13 protein-coding genes are annotated in these 14,943 nt (G+C 39.8%); 3 read left to right on the forward strand and 10 right to left on the reverse strand.

Annotated elements, in window-relative coordinates; all coding sequences use genetic code 11:
* Positions 1-2: 2 nt before the first annotated feature.
* From ACJG85_RS06945 to meaB, 3 genes are all read right to left on the reverse strand, one after another.
* On the reverse strand, positions 3-647 hold the full coding sequence (locus ACJG85_RS06945) for a response regulator transcription factor (RefSeq protein ID WP_412475993.1): 645 nt from the start codon (positions 645-647) through the stop codon (positions 3-5).
* Entirely contained in the window at positions 637-1,971 is a 1,335-nt protein-coding gene (locus tag ACJG85_RS06950; RefSeq protein WP_409677584.1) for a sensor histidine kinase, read from the reverse strand. Before ACJG85_RS06950 ends, ACJG85_RS06945 begins: the two co-directional genes overlap by 11 nt.
* A 385-nt stretch (positions 1,972-2,356) precedes the next feature.
* Positions 2,357-3,442: a methylmalonyl Co-A mutase-associated GTPase MeaB gene (meaB, locus tag ACJG85_RS06955; RefSeq protein WP_412475994.1), complete on the reverse strand. Its 1,086-nt coding sequence runs from the start codon at positions 3,440-3,442 to the stop codon at positions 2,357-2,359.
* 141 nt (positions 3,443-3,583) lie between these two features.
* On the opposite strand from meaB, the gene ACJG85_RS06960 reads away from it, so the two are divergent.
* The 3 genes from ACJG85_RS06960 (at position 3,584) to ACJG85_RS06970 (ending at position 7,271) form a co-directional block, all read left to right on the forward strand.
* Entirely contained in the window at positions 3,584-4,495 is a 912-nt protein-coding gene (locus tag ACJG85_RS06960) for an AEC family transporter (protein ID WP_412463670.1), read from the forward strand.
* A 1-nt stretch (position 4,496) separates the two neighbouring features.
* Positions 4,497-5,705, forward strand: coding sequence for an MFS transporter (locus tag ACJG85_RS06965; RefSeq protein ID WP_409677578.1), 1,209 nt, complete (start codon positions 4,497-4,499; stop codon positions 5,703-5,705).
* A 165-nt stretch (positions 5,706-5,870) separates the two neighbouring features.
* On the forward strand, positions 5,871-7,271 hold the full coding sequence (locus ACJG85_RS06970) for an FAD-binding oxidoreductase (protein ID WP_412475995.1): 1,401 nt from the start codon (positions 5,871-5,873) through the stop codon (positions 7,269-7,271).
* Between the two features lie 58 nt (positions 7,272-7,329).
* Here the strand turns inward: ACJG85_RS06970 and ACJG85_RS06975 are convergent, their stop codons facing one another.
* From ACJG85_RS06975 to ACJG85_RS07005, 7 genes are all read right to left on the reverse strand, one after another.
* A complete protein-coding gene (locus ACJG85_RS06975; protein ID WP_409677574.1) occupies positions 7,330-7,917 on the reverse strand; it encodes a hypothetical protein in 588 nt (195 codons plus the stop codon).
* 3 nt (positions 7,918-7,920) lie between these two features.
* Entirely contained in the window at positions 7,921-8,511 is a 591-nt protein-coding gene (locus ACJG85_RS06980) for an outer membrane beta-barrel protein (RefSeq protein WP_412475996.1), read from the reverse strand.
* An 88-nt stretch (positions 8,512-8,599) separates the two neighbouring features.
* Entirely contained in the window at positions 8,600-11,944 is a 3,345-nt protein-coding gene (gene secA, locus ACJG85_RS06985) for a preprotein translocase subunit SecA (RefSeq protein ID WP_412463673.1), read from the reverse strand.
* Positions 11,945-12,100: 156 nt separating this feature from the next.
* Positions 12,101-12,322, reverse strand: a complete 222-nt coding sequence (locus ACJG85_RS06990; RefSeq protein ID WP_002986941.1) for a DUF2795 domain-containing protein — start codon at positions 12,320-12,322, stop codon at positions 12,101-12,103.
* A gap of 152 nt (positions 12,323-12,474) precedes the next feature.
* Positions 12,475-13,044, reverse strand: coding sequence for a cob(I)yrinic acid a,c-diamide adenosyltransferase (locus ACJG85_RS06995; protein ID WP_409677568.1), 570 nt, complete (start codon positions 13,042-13,044; stop codon positions 12,475-12,477).
* 225 nt (positions 13,045-13,269) lie between these two features.
* Complete coding sequence (locus ACJG85_RS07000; protein WP_409677566.1) at positions 13,270-13,968, reverse strand: ABC transporter ATP-binding protein; 699 nt, start codon at positions 13,966-13,968, stop codon at positions 13,270-13,272.
* Positions 13,969-14,048: 80 nt separating this feature from the next.
* Complete coding sequence (locus ACJG85_RS07005; protein ID WP_412475997.1) at positions 14,049-14,858, reverse strand: O-methyltransferase; 810 nt, start codon at positions 14,856-14,858, stop codon at positions 14,049-14,051.
* Positions 14,859-14,943 lie beyond the last annotated feature (85 nt).

Raw genomic sequence — 14,943 nt, forward strand, 5'->3', positions numbered from 1 at the left:
ATTTACTGATCGTAACCGTTTTTAATAGCATACACCGCTAAGCCTACTCGGGTTTTCAGATTTAATTTTTCGAAGAGATTGTCTCGGTAACTTTCTACCGTTCTCGGACTGCAAAACATCAGTTCGGCAATTTCTTTATAGCTTTTTTCGGTGATGGTATATTTGAGGAACTCTTTCTCTCTTTCGGTGAGTTTAGATAAGGCTTCGTTTGAAGTTTTGTTGATGCTCGAAAAGATGATTTTGGAAGCCCATTCCGGATAGTAAAAGCCATTTTCGACCAGTTTGAGTAAAGCCGACTCTAATTCACGCGGATGGGAGTTTTTCAGCAAATAACTTTTAGCTCCGTTTTTGACCATTCTGATGACGCTTTGTTCATCGTTTTGCATGCTCAACACCATTACTAAAATTTCGGGATGTTTTTTTTGTAACCAATCGGCAGTTTGAAAACCGTCCATAACCGGCATGCTGATGTCGAGCAATACTATGTCGGGTAAAACATTATGAGTGGTTATTTTATCAATTAATTCCTGACCGTTCTCGCATTCGTAAATGGTTTCAAAATTTTCAAAGTTGGCTATAATTCCTTTGATGGCTTGAGCAATCAGGATATGATCATCTACTATGGCTATGGTTTTTTTAGTGCCCATATTGTAATCGAATTAGGAGTTGGGTTCCGCTGTTCTCAAGGCTATGTAGTTCTATTTTAGCTTTGATAATAGCAGCTCTTTTTTTCATGTTGGCTATGCCTTGTCCGGCAGCAATTGATTTGGGATTGAATCCGATACCATCGTCTTTCAAAGATAAAACAATAGTGTTTTCATTGGTCATCAGCGACACAAAAATAGTATTACATTTAGAATGTTTGATGCTGTTGTTTATGAATTCTTGGACTATTCGTATCAGAATTGATTTCTCTTGGTATTTTAAGTTGACTGAGTCGGCGTTGGTTTTATAGTCGATTTGACACTTGTTGAGTAACTTTATTTTTTGACATTCTTTATCAATTAATTGGCTTAAAGTGTTGGTATCTATGGCGTTATCAATAAGTGATTTTGAGAGTTCTCGCAGTTCAGCTATTGATTCATTAATGATGTTACTGATGTTTTCAATAGTGTTGTTAATGTGTGGTGCTTTGTTTTCAAATTCCAGTTGTTGGGTATACAAACTGGCTAAAGTAAGTTTCTGTCCGATGTTGTCGTGAATTTCCCGACCTATGTGTTCTATGGTTTCTTTTTGGATTTCTTTTTGGGTGGACAATAATTCTTGTTTGTGTGCTAGAGCAATGACTTCTTTTTCCTTTTCGATACTGAAATATTTATAAATCAAGGCGCCTACAAAACAAAGATTTTCCAAAAAATACCCATAGCATAAGTAATCGAAACCGGTATATTTACTAAACCCGTTACTGCTTATACTGTCCCATAAAGCAAGGAAACCACTTAAAAACACAAAACTTACGGCAGCAAACAAAAAGCGAAAGAAAATTTTATCTAAGTTTTTGAACAAATGATAATAAAACACCATCGACAACACAAAAATAAACACACGTGTAATTAAGAAATAGATAAAATCTTTGCTGACAAAGATGGGAAACAGCGCCAGTACAATGATGTAAACCACTGTAAAAATTTGGAAAACGACATAGGCCTTGTTTAGTTTTTTAAATTGACGGTCTTCCATAACCATGGCATGATACACAAAACTGCAGAAAAAGAAGTGACTCAGTATTTGTAACAAATCTGCAATCAAATTCAGGATCATCCTCAAACCGGATTCTTTAGGGTATTCGCCAGTGTTTTTAACATATACCAGTATAACAAAGGCTACAATAACCAACAAATAAGCGCCGTAAAACTTGTAAATTCGAGAGGAAAAATAGGTGTTTAAAAAAAGTGTAATGACTCCGGCTAAACTCAAAAAGCCGATGGTAAAAAAGCAAAGTTCAATAAAAAAAATATCATCTTTGAGCATAATCTGCTTTCATTAATCTTAGGATTACCTATTACCAACATAGGTTTTACACCCTGAATGTTATGCAAACATAAAGAAACAATTACTTTTTCAGATTTAACCTTCAGTTACACTTTTTTTTATCCGTTAAACAACGGTATTTTTAGGGTTAAACAAACATATTAAATAGGGTTTATTACCTGGACTATTTTTCTATGTAATAATGCATCTTTGTACTGTTAGTCAAGATAATTTGTGACACCCTACATTTTTATCATTGTCCAGAAGGTAATTATTATTCAGGGTATTACTAAAAGAATTGCAACTAGATATTGTGGTTATTTGAGTTGTCATTTAAAGCCATGGAGTTTACTCTGTGGCTTTTAATTTTTATACCAAAGATAAATTACTTAAAATATTTGTCTAACAATTGCATAGCCGCAGCAAAAGGCGATAACTGATTTGCTTTCACAGCCTTTTTGTTTTCTTCCAAAAGTGCTGCAATTTCCGGATGTTGATAAAAGTGATTCTTCAACTGTTCGTTAATAGTCTCCATCATCCAATACTGATTTTGGCTTTGTCGTTTTTCTTCAAAGTATCTATTGTCTTTCACTAATGCAAAATAGTCTGATATGATTTGCCATACATTGTCAATCCCGCTTTTTTCATAAGCACTGCACGTTGTTACTTTCGGAATCCAACCGGAACTTTTAGCCGGAAACAAATGCAAGGCTCTGTTGAATTCGGTTTTGGCTAATTTCGCCTTCGCTATATTGTCACCATCCGCTTTATTAATTACGATGGCATCCGCCATTTCCATAATGCCTCTTTTGATGCCTTGTAATTCATCACCGGCACCGGCAATTTTAAGCAGTAAAAAGAAATCCACCATACTGTGTACAGCCGTTTCACTTTGCCCAACACCAACTGTTTCGATGATAATGGTATCAAAACCGGCGGCTTCGCACAGTATGATAGTTTCTCGCGTTTTTCGCGCTACACCACCTAAAGTTTCCCCCGATGCACTCGGACGGATGTAAGCATTTTTATCTTTGACCAATTCCTCCATACGGGTTTTATCGCCCAAAATACTGCCGTGCGAAATAGAACTGCTCGGGTCAACTGCTAAAACCGCTACTTTTTTACCCAAGCTCGTAAGGTATTTGCCAAAAGCCTCAATAAAAGTGCTTTTTCCAACACCTGGAACGCCGGTTATTCCAATGCGAACCGATTGATTAGCATAAGGCAAACAAGCCGAAATGATGGTATTGGCTTTCGCCAGATGCGAAGGATTAGTGCTTTCTATTAAGGTAATGGCGCGACTTAATGCCGAAATATCTCCGGCCAAAATGCCTTTTACCAATTCTTCCGCACTGGGCTGTACTTTACGACGAGTCAATACCTTAGCCATAGCTGTAGTGCTGAAACTTTCCGGTTGGGGAATTCCGTCTTTTTCGTGTAAAGCGCTTTTATGGTTTGTACTGTTTTTCAAAAGAAAATCGTTTGGGTAAATTTAGTAAAATAAAAAATGTGGGATGAAATTACCCGGTCATTTTTTAAGAAACCTTTAGCTTATGATTAGACTTGTTTTCCTTTTTTTACCGTTCCTTTGCAAAATAATTCCCTGCATCGAATGGACAACATTCTTTTAGTTTTTATTAGCCTTTTGATGGGTTTGGCGCTTCAAAGAGTAATCGCTTTTCCTAAAAATGGCTATATGGCGCTAAACCAATTTGTCATTTATATAGCCTTGCCGGCTTTGGCACTGTATTATATTCCCAAAGTTTCCGTGACCACCGATTTGCTCTATCCGTTGGGAATTGCATGGATTGGTTTTTTACTGTCTTTCGTTTTTTTCTACACCTTGGGTAAAAAAATGGGCTGGTCCAATCGATTAATCGGCTGTCTCATCATTACTGCCGGTTTAGGCAATACTTCTTTTGTAGGCTTTCCTATTATTCAAGCGTTGTATGGCGAAGAAGGGCTTAAAACAGCCATCATCGTCGACCAACCGGGTTCTTTTGTTGTGATGGCCACTTTGGGTATCATTACCGCCGGAATATTTGCCAAAGGCGCTTCAAAGGGTAGTGACATCCTTAAAAAAATCATTTTCTTTCCGCCTTTTATTGCTTTTGCTTTGGCTTGTGTGATGAATGTTTTGCACTTAGATTTTCACAATAACTTCCAAAGTGTTTTCATGAAGTTGGGTGCCACGGTAACTCCTGTAGCCTTAGTCTCTGTTGGATTACAACTTAAAATTGACCGTCATAGTCGCCATTGGAAATTCCTTAGTCTCGGATTGTTTTTCAAGCTATTCCTTACGCCGGCTTTTTTCTTTGTGTTGTACCGAATTATCTTGGGAGGTAAAGGCATAACGGTAGACGCTTCTATCTTAGAATCGGCCATGGCACCTATGATTACCGGAGCTATTCTGGCTTCTAACTACGGACTCAAACCCAAACTCAGCAGCATGATGGTAGGTGTTGGCATTCCTTTGTCGTTCCTGTCACTCGCTTTCTGGTATTATCTTTTAATTAGTTTTTAAAATGGATTCTATCGTAAACGTTTCAACCAAAAATAAAGAGTTAGCCCAAAAAACGGTTTACTCTATCTTATTTGCCATCAGTTTTGCCCATTTGCTCAACGATTTGATTCAGGCCATCATTCCGTCGGTCTATCCCATTTTAAAAGAAAAGTATCATCTTTCCTTTTCCCAAATCGGTTTGATAACCTTTGCGTTTCAATTCTCGGCTTCTATTTTCCAACCGCTTGTTGGTTATTATACCGACAAACATCCGAAACCGTTCTCCCAAATTTACGGGATGTTATTTTCTTTAGCCGGAATCGTTTCGCTGTCTTTTGCCGATAATTTTTACTGGATTTTACTTTCAGTAGTTTTCATCGGTACCGGTTCATCGATTTTCCACCCCGAGTCGGCACGCATCTCTAATTTAGCCTCCGGTGGGAAACGTGGTTTGGCGCAATCGATTTTCCAAGTCGGCGGTAATTTCGGCACCGCTTTAGGGCCGTTACTCGTGGCTTTAATAGTGGTTCCGCACGGACAAACGCATATCCTTTGGTTTATCATAGCGGCTATGATTGGCTTGGCCATCATCAGCAAAATTGCCTTTTGGTATCGCGATCATTTGGTGTACCGAAAGAATAAAGTGCAGCCGTTTATCAACTTACACAACCTGCCCAAACGTAAAGTTCAAGTGTCGATTGCCATTTTGTTAATCGTTATTTTTTCCAAGTTTTTCTATTCGGCCAGTTTGTCTTCTTACTACACTTTTTATATCATCGATAAGTTTCATTTGTCCATCAAAGAAGCCCAATATCATATGTTTATTTACCTCATAGCATATGCCATCGGCACCATTTTGGGCGGACCTTTGGGCGATAAAATCGGACGCAAATACGTGATTTGGCTCTCGGTTTTCGGTGCGGCACCATTTGCGTTGCTGTTGCCTTATGTGAATTTGTTTTGGACTGATGTATTGATGGTGGTTATCGGCATTATTATTTCTTCGGCTTTCCCGGCCATTTTGGTGTATGCCCAAGAACTGTTGCCAAAAAAACTGGGCATGATTTCGGGCTTATTCTATGGTTTTGCCTTTGGTATGGGGGCTTTGGGCTCGGCTTTGCTGGGTAATTTGGCCGACGCTACTTCCATCCAATATGTGTATCACGTATGTTCTTTCTTGCCGCTCATCGGAATCATTTGTTACTTTTTGCCCAACTTGAAAAAGCATTAGGAGCGATAGACTTGGGCATTTTTTGCCATCCGTTTTCCTGCTGCAGCCACTCGCTTTGCCTTGTTTGATCAACAAGACAAGAGCTCAAACAATGGCCACATCAGGGCTAAATAGTGTTTGTCTTTTATTTTTGGAATCGCTACATTTACTGTTCAATTTGTTACTATGTCACTTCAACCCGAAATCATTCAAAAGCTCACCGCTATAGTAGGCGAGAATTATATTTTTACAGATATCGAAACCCGTAACCATTACGGACACGACGAAACCGAAGACTACGTTTTTCCACCTAATGTGGTTGTCAAACCGGCCAATTCGGAGGAAATTGCTGCGGTGTTGAAAGTGGCCAACGATTACAAAATTCCCACTACACCTATAGGTGCTAGAACCGGTTTAAGCGGCGGTGCTTTGAGCATCTACGAAGGCATCGGCTTGTCTACCGAACGATTAAATAAAATCATCGAAATTGATGAACTCAATTTACAAGTTACGGTTGAGCCGGCTGTAATTACCCAAGTTTTGCGAGAAGCTGTGGCTGAAAAAGGCTTGTTTTATCCGGTCGACCCGAGTAGTATGGGCAGTTGTTGGATAGGCGGCAACATCGCCGAAAATTCCGGTGGCGCTCGAGCGGTGAAGTACGGAGTGACGAAAGATTATGTGTTGAATTTAGAAGTGGTTTTACCTAATGGCGAAATCATTTGGACTGGCGCCAATACCTTGAAAAACTCTACCGGTTATAACCTAACGCAACTCATGGTAGGCAGCGAAGGTACTTTGGGCGTTATCACTAAAGCTGTGTTGAAACTTTTGCCTCAAAACAGTCATAATGTGTTGATGTTGGTTCCGTTTTACAAAGCCCACGAAGCTTGTGAAGCCGTTTCCGCTATTTTTAGAGCGGGCATAGTGCCGAGTGCTTTAGAATTTATGGAGCGCGATGCTATCGATTGGACGTTAAAATACCATGACAATATTAATGTTACTGTCAACGACAATGTTCAAGCACATTTGCTGATTGAAGTCGACGGTAATTATCCTGAAATCTTAATGCTGGAAGCCGAAAAAATCATGACGGTGGTGGAGCAATTTGAAATCGACGAAGTCTTGTTTGCCGACACTGAAGACCAAAAAAATGCGTTGTGGAAATTGCGTCGTTCAGTAGCGGAAGCCGTAAAATCGAATTCGGTTTACAAAGAAGAAGACACAGTTGTTCCAAGATATATGTTACCTGAATTACTGAGTGGCATAAAAAAGATAGGAGCGAAGTACGGTTTTCAATCGGTTTGCTACGGCCACGCCGGTGATGGGAATTTACATGTGAATATCATTAAAGGCGATATGACCGATGATCATTGGAAAACTCAAGTGCCAATCGGTATCCGTGAAATATTTGAACTGACGGTTTCTTTAAAGGGTACTTTGTCGGGCGAGCACGGCATTGGTTTTGTGCAAAAGAATTTTATGGATATTGCCTTTACCCGAACGCATTTGGAATTGATGGAAAGCATCAAAAGGGTTTTCGATCCGAACAATGTATTGAATCCCGGGAAGATTTTTCCGGATGAATAATAACAGAGAATACTAAAAAGAGATTATGCTCACAAAGTTAAATTAACTTTGATTTTCTCTATTTCTTTAATCCTATAATTTGTTGGGTTTCCTCGTCGAATATATCGTTGAAAGCGGTTTTTTGCTCGGGAATATCTAAGTTGAAAAATTTCCAGGTACTGTTTGTGTTTTCGTCGTAAACAGCAATAAATGTATTAATCATTTTTACATTAAAACTATTACGGTTAGGCTCAAATGTGACCTCTTTGGTATTGTTGGTTGCTTGTAACCATTCTTTTTTTGTTGCTGCTGCTTCCGGGGTTAATTTGCTCTCGTAGAAATATCGTTTCGGGGTGCGAACGGTTACCAAACAGAAACTCTTTTCCTTTACTTTTTTGATAGGGCCAAATTGAAACGGTACGATTTGCAATTGATAACGCAAGCGGTATTGCTCATTTTCATAATGATGCTCGGTTTCTTCCAGGAAGGCTTCTTTTCCGGTTTTTTCCACCATATTGGGATAAGACAATTGCGCTATGGTCTCAAAATCCATTAAGTAGTTGGCTTCGTAAAGTTGTTGCATAGCCGATTTTAAAGTTGCTGTACTTTGCGAATAGGCATTGGCAACCACAAAAAAGAATAGGATTGAAAGGTGTTTTAGTTTCATAGTTTAGAATCTTAAACCGAGGCCTAGCTTAACAAGGTTAATTTTAGTGTTATAGGTGGTTTTAGGGACATTAGCATCAACATTACTAAGTGAAATATATTCATAATTACCAAACACATAAAACTTAGTAAATACATCATAAGAAAGTCCGATAGTGAAATTTAAACCACTTTGGGAACTGTTGTAGTCGGATATTTCCGTTTGGGAATCAAACGTGGTTTTGGCTTGTAAAATGGTATAACCAATACCAACCATAGGATGAATTTTAGTCACTTTTTTTAAATTAAGTTCTGCAAACGCCCTTGGTTGTATCATGTATAAAGTAGTTTTAAAACTCAAACTTTCATCTGCCGGCGGAAAAAATTTAGTGTCATTATAGGTAAACACCGATCCGTTGACTGAAACTCCGATATTGATTACTTCTAAATTCTTGATTTTGTATTTCAATCCTAAATCGGCTATTCCTTGATAATTTTCACCTAAAAAATTATTATCAACCGGAATAGGATAAGCGGCTTCAATACTGAATTTTGAGGTTTGTCCGAATGCCGTAGCAGTTAATAATAAAAAAAATGACAGTGCTTTTAGTTTCATAATGTTATTTGTGTATTTTCAAATGTATAAAAAATCCCCAACAGTTGTAACCGTTGAGGATTGTTTATTTGTAAAGGTTGGCTATTATTTATTCATTCACCAAAACCCATTCGCCTGTGGCTAACATGCTTTCGGCTTTTTTGTATTTCATGGTTTCGGTTTTACCGCTCATTACGTGTTTGATGGTAACATTGTCATTGCGATTGATTTTTGGTGTTTCCCTAACAATGGTTTCAGTTACTTGCGGGCGTTGTTGCGTTTGACCGGCCTCGCGATTAGCACTTTCGCTGCTTTCGATTTCGTCTTTGCTTTCGGTATAATTTTGTTTTTCACGAACCTGACGTGCTTCTTGGATGTTTTGGTTTTGTTGTGGCAAATCGCCTTTGAATAAGAACGAAATCACTTCCTTATTCACACCATCCAGCATATTGCGGAACAACTTGAAAGCTTCTAATTTGTAAATCAACAAAGGATCTTTTTGTTCGTGAACTGCCAATTGAACGGATGTTTTCAACTCGTCCATTTTGCGTAAATGTTTTTTCCAAGCTTCATCTACGATGGCTAAAGTGATGTTTTTCTCAAAATCGGCTACCAACTGAGCGCCGTTAGTTTCGAAGGCTTTCTTCAAGTCGGTTACCACGTTTAGCGATTTGATTCCGTCTGAAAACGGTACTACAATGCGTTCAAAAGTATTGCCTTCTCTTTGGTACACTTCTGCTATAATCGGGAAGGCTTCTCGAGCACTTCTTTCTGTTTTTTCTGTGTAATAGGTTGAAGCAGCTTTGTACACTTTTCCGGTAATCTCCATTTCCGACAGTTTTTCAAACTCGGCCTGAGTTACCGGTGATGTAATCGAGAAGTAGCGAATCAATTCGAATTCAAAGTTTTTGAAATCGTTACGGGCTTTGTTATCGCCTACAATTACTTCACAAGTGTCGTACATCATGTTGGCAATATCCAATTTCAAACGTTCTCCGAACAAAGCGTGACGGCGACGTTTGTATACCACTTCACGTTGTGCATTCATTACGTCATCGTATTCTAACAAACGTTTACGCGTACCGAAGTTGTTTTCTTCTACTTTTTTCTGAGCGCGTTCGATGGACTTGGTCATCATAGAATGCTGAATTACTTCACCTTCTTTTAATCCCATTCTGTCCATGATTTTGGCGACTCTTTCCGAACCGAACAAACGCATCAAGTTGTCTTCCAAAGACACATAAAACTGTGAACTTCCCGGATCTCCCTGACGACCGGCACGACCGCGCAACTGACGGTCAACGCGACGAGAATCGTGACGCTCGGTACCAATGATGGCCAAACCACCGGCTGCTTTTACTTCAGGTGTTAGCTTGATATCCGTACCACGACCGGCCATATTGGTAGCGATGGTTACTACGCCCGGTTTACCGGCTTCGGCTACGATTTCAGCTTCTTTTTTGTGCATTTTTGCGTTCAATACGTTGTGGGCAACACCGCGCATTTTCAACATACGACTCAACAATTCCGAAATTTCAACCGAAGTGGTACCAATCAATACCGGACGACCGGATTGTGACAATTGGGTTACATCTTCGATAACGGCATTGAATTTTTCACGTACGGAACGGTAGATTAAGTCTTCTTTATCTTTACGGGCTATTCCTTTGTTGGTTGGAATTTCCACTACATCTAATTTGTAAATTTCCCAAAACTCACCGGCTTCTGTAACGGCAGTTCCGGTCATACCGGATAATTTGCTGTACATACGGAAGTAGTTTTGCAACGTAATCGTGGCAAAAGTTTGGGTGGCTGCTTCAATGGTCACTTGCTCTTTAGCCTCGATCGCTTGATGCAATCCGTCGGAGTAACGACGACCGTCCATAATACGACCGGTTTGTTCGTCAACGATTAGGATTTTGTTGTCCATGATAACGTATTCCACGTCTTTTTCGAACAAGGTATACGCTTTCAACAATTGGGTAAGCGTATGAATTCTCTCCGATTTTACACCGAAATCTTGGAATAGTTTTTCTTTGGCTTCGGCTTCTTTATCTTTTTCAAGATTTTGCTTTTCGATATTGGCAATTTCGGTTCCGATATCCGGTAACACGAAGAAATCCTCCGAGGTATCTTTGGATAAGAACTTGATACCACTATCGGTTAGCTCTACCTGATTGTTTTTTTCTTCGATTACAAAATACAAGGCTTCATCTACTTCCGGCATTCTGCGGTTGTTGTCTTGCATGTATTCGTTTTCGGTTTTTTGAAGCAATTGTTTGATGCCTTCTTCACTCAAAAACTTAATCAAAGCCTTGTTTTTGGGTAAGGCACGATAGGCTCTTAACAATTGGAAACCACCTTCTTTGTTGTTCCCTTCTTTGATTAAACGCTTGGCTTCGGCTAAGAATCCGTTGGCCAGTTGGCGTTGTAAGTTGTATAAGTTTTCGATTTTCGGTTTGAGTTCGTTGAATTCATGGCGATCACCATCTGGCACCGGACCGGAGATGATTAACGGCGTTCTGGCGTCATCAATTAATACAGAATCGACCTCGTCAACGATAGCATAGTTGTGTTTTCTTTGCACCAAATCTTCCGGAGAGTGCGCCATGTTATCGCGCAAGTAGTCGAAACCGAATTCGTTATTGGTTCCGTAAGTGATGTCCGCTTCGTAAGCTTTTCTACGAGCATCTGAGTTAGGCGAGTGGTTGTCGATACAGTCTACCGTCAATCCGTGGAACTCGAATAATGGTGCTTTCCATGTGCTATCACGTTTCGCTAAATAGTCGTTCACCGTTACTAAGTGTACACCGTTTCCGGTTAAGGCGTTCAAGTACAATGGCAAAGTAGCTACTAATGTTTTTCCTTCCCCGGTTTGCATTTCGGCAATTTTACCTTGATGTAAAACAATACCACCAATCAACTGTACGTCGTAGTGGATCATGTCCCAGGTGATTTCTTTACCGGCGGCGTTCCAAGAGTTGGCCCAAACGGCATTTTCACCGTCTAAGGTTATATAAGATTTTGTAGCTGAAAGTTCTCTGTCTTTTGGGGTAGCAGTAACTGTGATACTGGTATTTTCTTTAAAGCGACGAGCCGTTTCTTTCACTACAGCAAAAGCTTCCGGTAGGATTTCGTCCAATACTTTTTCGGAGATTTCGTAAGCTTCTTTTTCTAAGGCATCGATGGCGTTGTACAGGTCCTCTCTTTTGTCGATGTCGGCGGTGTTTTCGGCTTCTGCTTTTTTGGCTTCGATTTCCGCGTCTTGTTTGGCACGGGCTTGTTTGATTTTAGCTTTGAATTCGGCTGTTTTGGCTCTTAATTCATCGTGAGACAAAGCGGCTAAAACCGGTTCTAAGGCTTTGATTTTGTTGATATATGGTTGTGTGGCTTTGACGTCTTTTTGCGATTTGTCGCCAACAAAAACTTTAAGTATGCTGTTAATTAAACTCATATTGGGTTTGTTTATTTTAATGATGGTTAGCAGTGCGGGAATTGGCTATTGAATAGCACTTTAATTTTACCGTATGCTTCTAACTTTTAAGTGTGCAAATTTAAACAAAAAAAAAGCCCTAATCGGACTTTTTTCATGGTTGTGATTGTTATTTTTTTAATATTCATCCTCGTTCCAAAGGTAATCTTCGTCGGTTGGATAATCCGGCCAAATTTCTTCCATCGATTCGTAAATTTCGCCCTCATCTTCTATCGATTGCAAATTCTCTACTACTTCCAGTGGAGCTCCGGTTCGTATAGCATAGTCGATAAGTTCATCTTTGGTAGCTGGCCAAGGTGCATCGCTTAAATAGGATGCCAATTCTAATGTCCAATACATCTTCTGTCGATTTTAGTTTATGCAAAAATAAATTTTATACTGAAAAAGTCAAGTTTTTTTTGATTTATTTTTAAGTAAGTGTAAGAACGTTTTTATCAGTATACAGTCTCAGTCTCAGTTTACAGAATTGGACCACTTGAAACAGTTACTTTTTATTTGCGCGGAATCCATTTTACTTCCTCGGCTTGCAGGTCAAATGACAACTTCCGTGCCAAGACAAAAAGGTAGTCAGAAAGTCGGTTTAAATACTTAATTACCTGTTCGTCGGTAGGCTCTATTTCGTGTAAGTGTACGGCTAAACGTTCCGCTCTGCGGCAGACACAGCGCGCAATGTGACAATATGACACGGTAGTATGACCGCCGGGTAAGACAAAGTGTGTCATAGGAGGCAAAGCCGTGTCCATTACATCAATTTCATTTTCTAAAAAAGCGATGTCTTCTTCAGAAATGCGGTTGATGTTTAAGCGCGGTTGTCCGTTTTTCAGCGTTTCCTTTTCCGGCGGTGTGGCCAAAATGGCACCTACGGTGAAGAGACGGTCTTGCACTTCAATCAATATATTTTTGTACAAAACATTAATGTCTTGGTCGCGGATTAAGCCGATATGTGAGTTGAGTTCGTCGACGGTGCCGTAGCTTTCTATGCGAATATGGTGTTTTGGGACACGGGTGCCGCCGAAAAGTGCGGTAGTTCCGGTGTCGCCGGTTTTGGTGTAGACTTTCATTTTGAATTAGGAATTAGGAATTAGGAATTAGGAATTCATAATTCGATTAATTAGTTTTCAAAGTTAGCAAAAATACAAAAGGATTACTAACTAGCCCTGATGGGAGTAGTTGCCGCGCAACGCGGACAGCAGGAAAACGGACGGCTGATAAATCCCAAGCCTTTTGCTTCGCCAGTTCGCTAACGCTCGTGCCGCTCCTGACTTCGACAGGCTCAGTCTGACAAATTACAAATGATTGGTGTTTTGGGTATCGCTTTCGATAATACCATCGCGTAGGCGGATGATTCTGTGTGCGTATTGAGCGATGTCTTCTTCGTGGGTCACCAAAATGACGGTGTTGCCGTTTTTGTGGATGTCGTTGAAGAGATTCATAATTTCGACCGAGGTTTTACTGTCGAGGTTTCCGGTTGGCTCATCGGCTAAGATAATGGACGGTTTATTGACCAGAGCTCGGGCAATCGCCACACGCTGACGTTGTCCACCCGAAAGTTGGTTGGGTTGGTGATCCATACGGTCGGCCAGGTTGACTTGCGTTAACACTTCGGTAGCGCGAACATTTCTTTCCGATTTCGAATAGCCTGCGTAAATCATAGGCAAGGCCACATTATCTAAAGCCGTTGTTCTGGGTAATAAGTTGAAGGTTTGGAATACGAATCCGATTTCTTTGTTGCGGATTTCGGCCAAATCGTCGTCGTGCATTTGACTGACGTCTTTACCGTTCAAGATATAAGTTCCCGAGGTTGGCGTATCCAAACAACCCAAAAGGTTCATCAAAGTAGATTTTCCCGAACCCGATGGTCCCATTAAGGCAACGTATTCGCCTTTGTTGATTTGTAAATCGATACCTTTTAATACGTAGATGGTTTCGCTACCTAATTGGAAATCGCGTTTGAGGGCTTTGATGTTGATTAATGGATTAGCCATTTGATTTTAGATTGCTGATTAACGATTTGAGATTTCAGAACGAAAGATAAGTAGAAATTTGACATGATTTGTTACAAAAATCAAACTCTAATTACAAAATGTTCTTTTTCCTGCTCGGCGCGAAAGAAAACCATTCCCCATTGAAAGGTATCAATCGTTACAGTTACTTTTGGGTGGTTTTTGATGATTTCCCAAGCGGCTTCCATGTCTTTGCTCCAGTGAATGTCATCAAAAATCCAAACGGTTTCGTTGGTTATGGTTGGTAGTAACCGTTCGAAATAGTTTAATGTGGCGGTTTTTGAATGGTTGCCGTCAAAGTAAATGAGTTGTAGGTTGTAGGTTGTAGGTTGTAGGTCTTTTAAATAAGTATTAAATTCTGTTGCGACCGAACAGATGTTGTTCAACTCAAAGATTTCAAATTGTTTTTGAGCTACAGCTAAAGTGTTTTCGCAACCTTCCAAAGTGGTGATTTTAGCTTTAGTATTAGCTTCGCTCAATTTGCCTTCGGCTCGGGTACCCAGGGCTAAAGCTGAAGTCGCTAAACCTAACGATGTTCCGATTTCCAGGATATTTTCGGGTTGAAAATACTTTGTTATTCTGAAAAGCAATTCCGCTCGTTTTGTGGCAATTCCGGCGGTTTTGGCGATTTGGTTTACAGCTCGTTTATTGCTTTTAAATACTCGGGAGCCGGCTCCGAAGTCGGTTACTTCGATGGTGTTTTTGTTTTGTAAAAGCGATTTTCTGTAGTTTTTCAGAATGGCATATTCGGGATATTGTTTTTTGTCATAAAAGCATTTCGTCACTAAGTTGAACACAAAAGGGGAATGCACGCCGTGTTCGTTTTTGGAGTGGTAGAGGAAGTTGAGATATGATTTTAGTATTTGCAACATTATATTTTTATTTGTGATTTAAGATTAACGATATATGATTTCAGATTTGTTATACCTCGAAAATCAAAAATTGTAAATCAACAAT

The sequence above is a fragment of the Flavobacterium mekongense genome, from assembly GCF_047038255.1.
Taxonomy (GTDB): domain Bacteria; phylum Bacteroidota; class Bacteroidia; order Flavobacteriales; family Flavobacteriaceae; genus Flavobacterium; species Flavobacterium mekongense.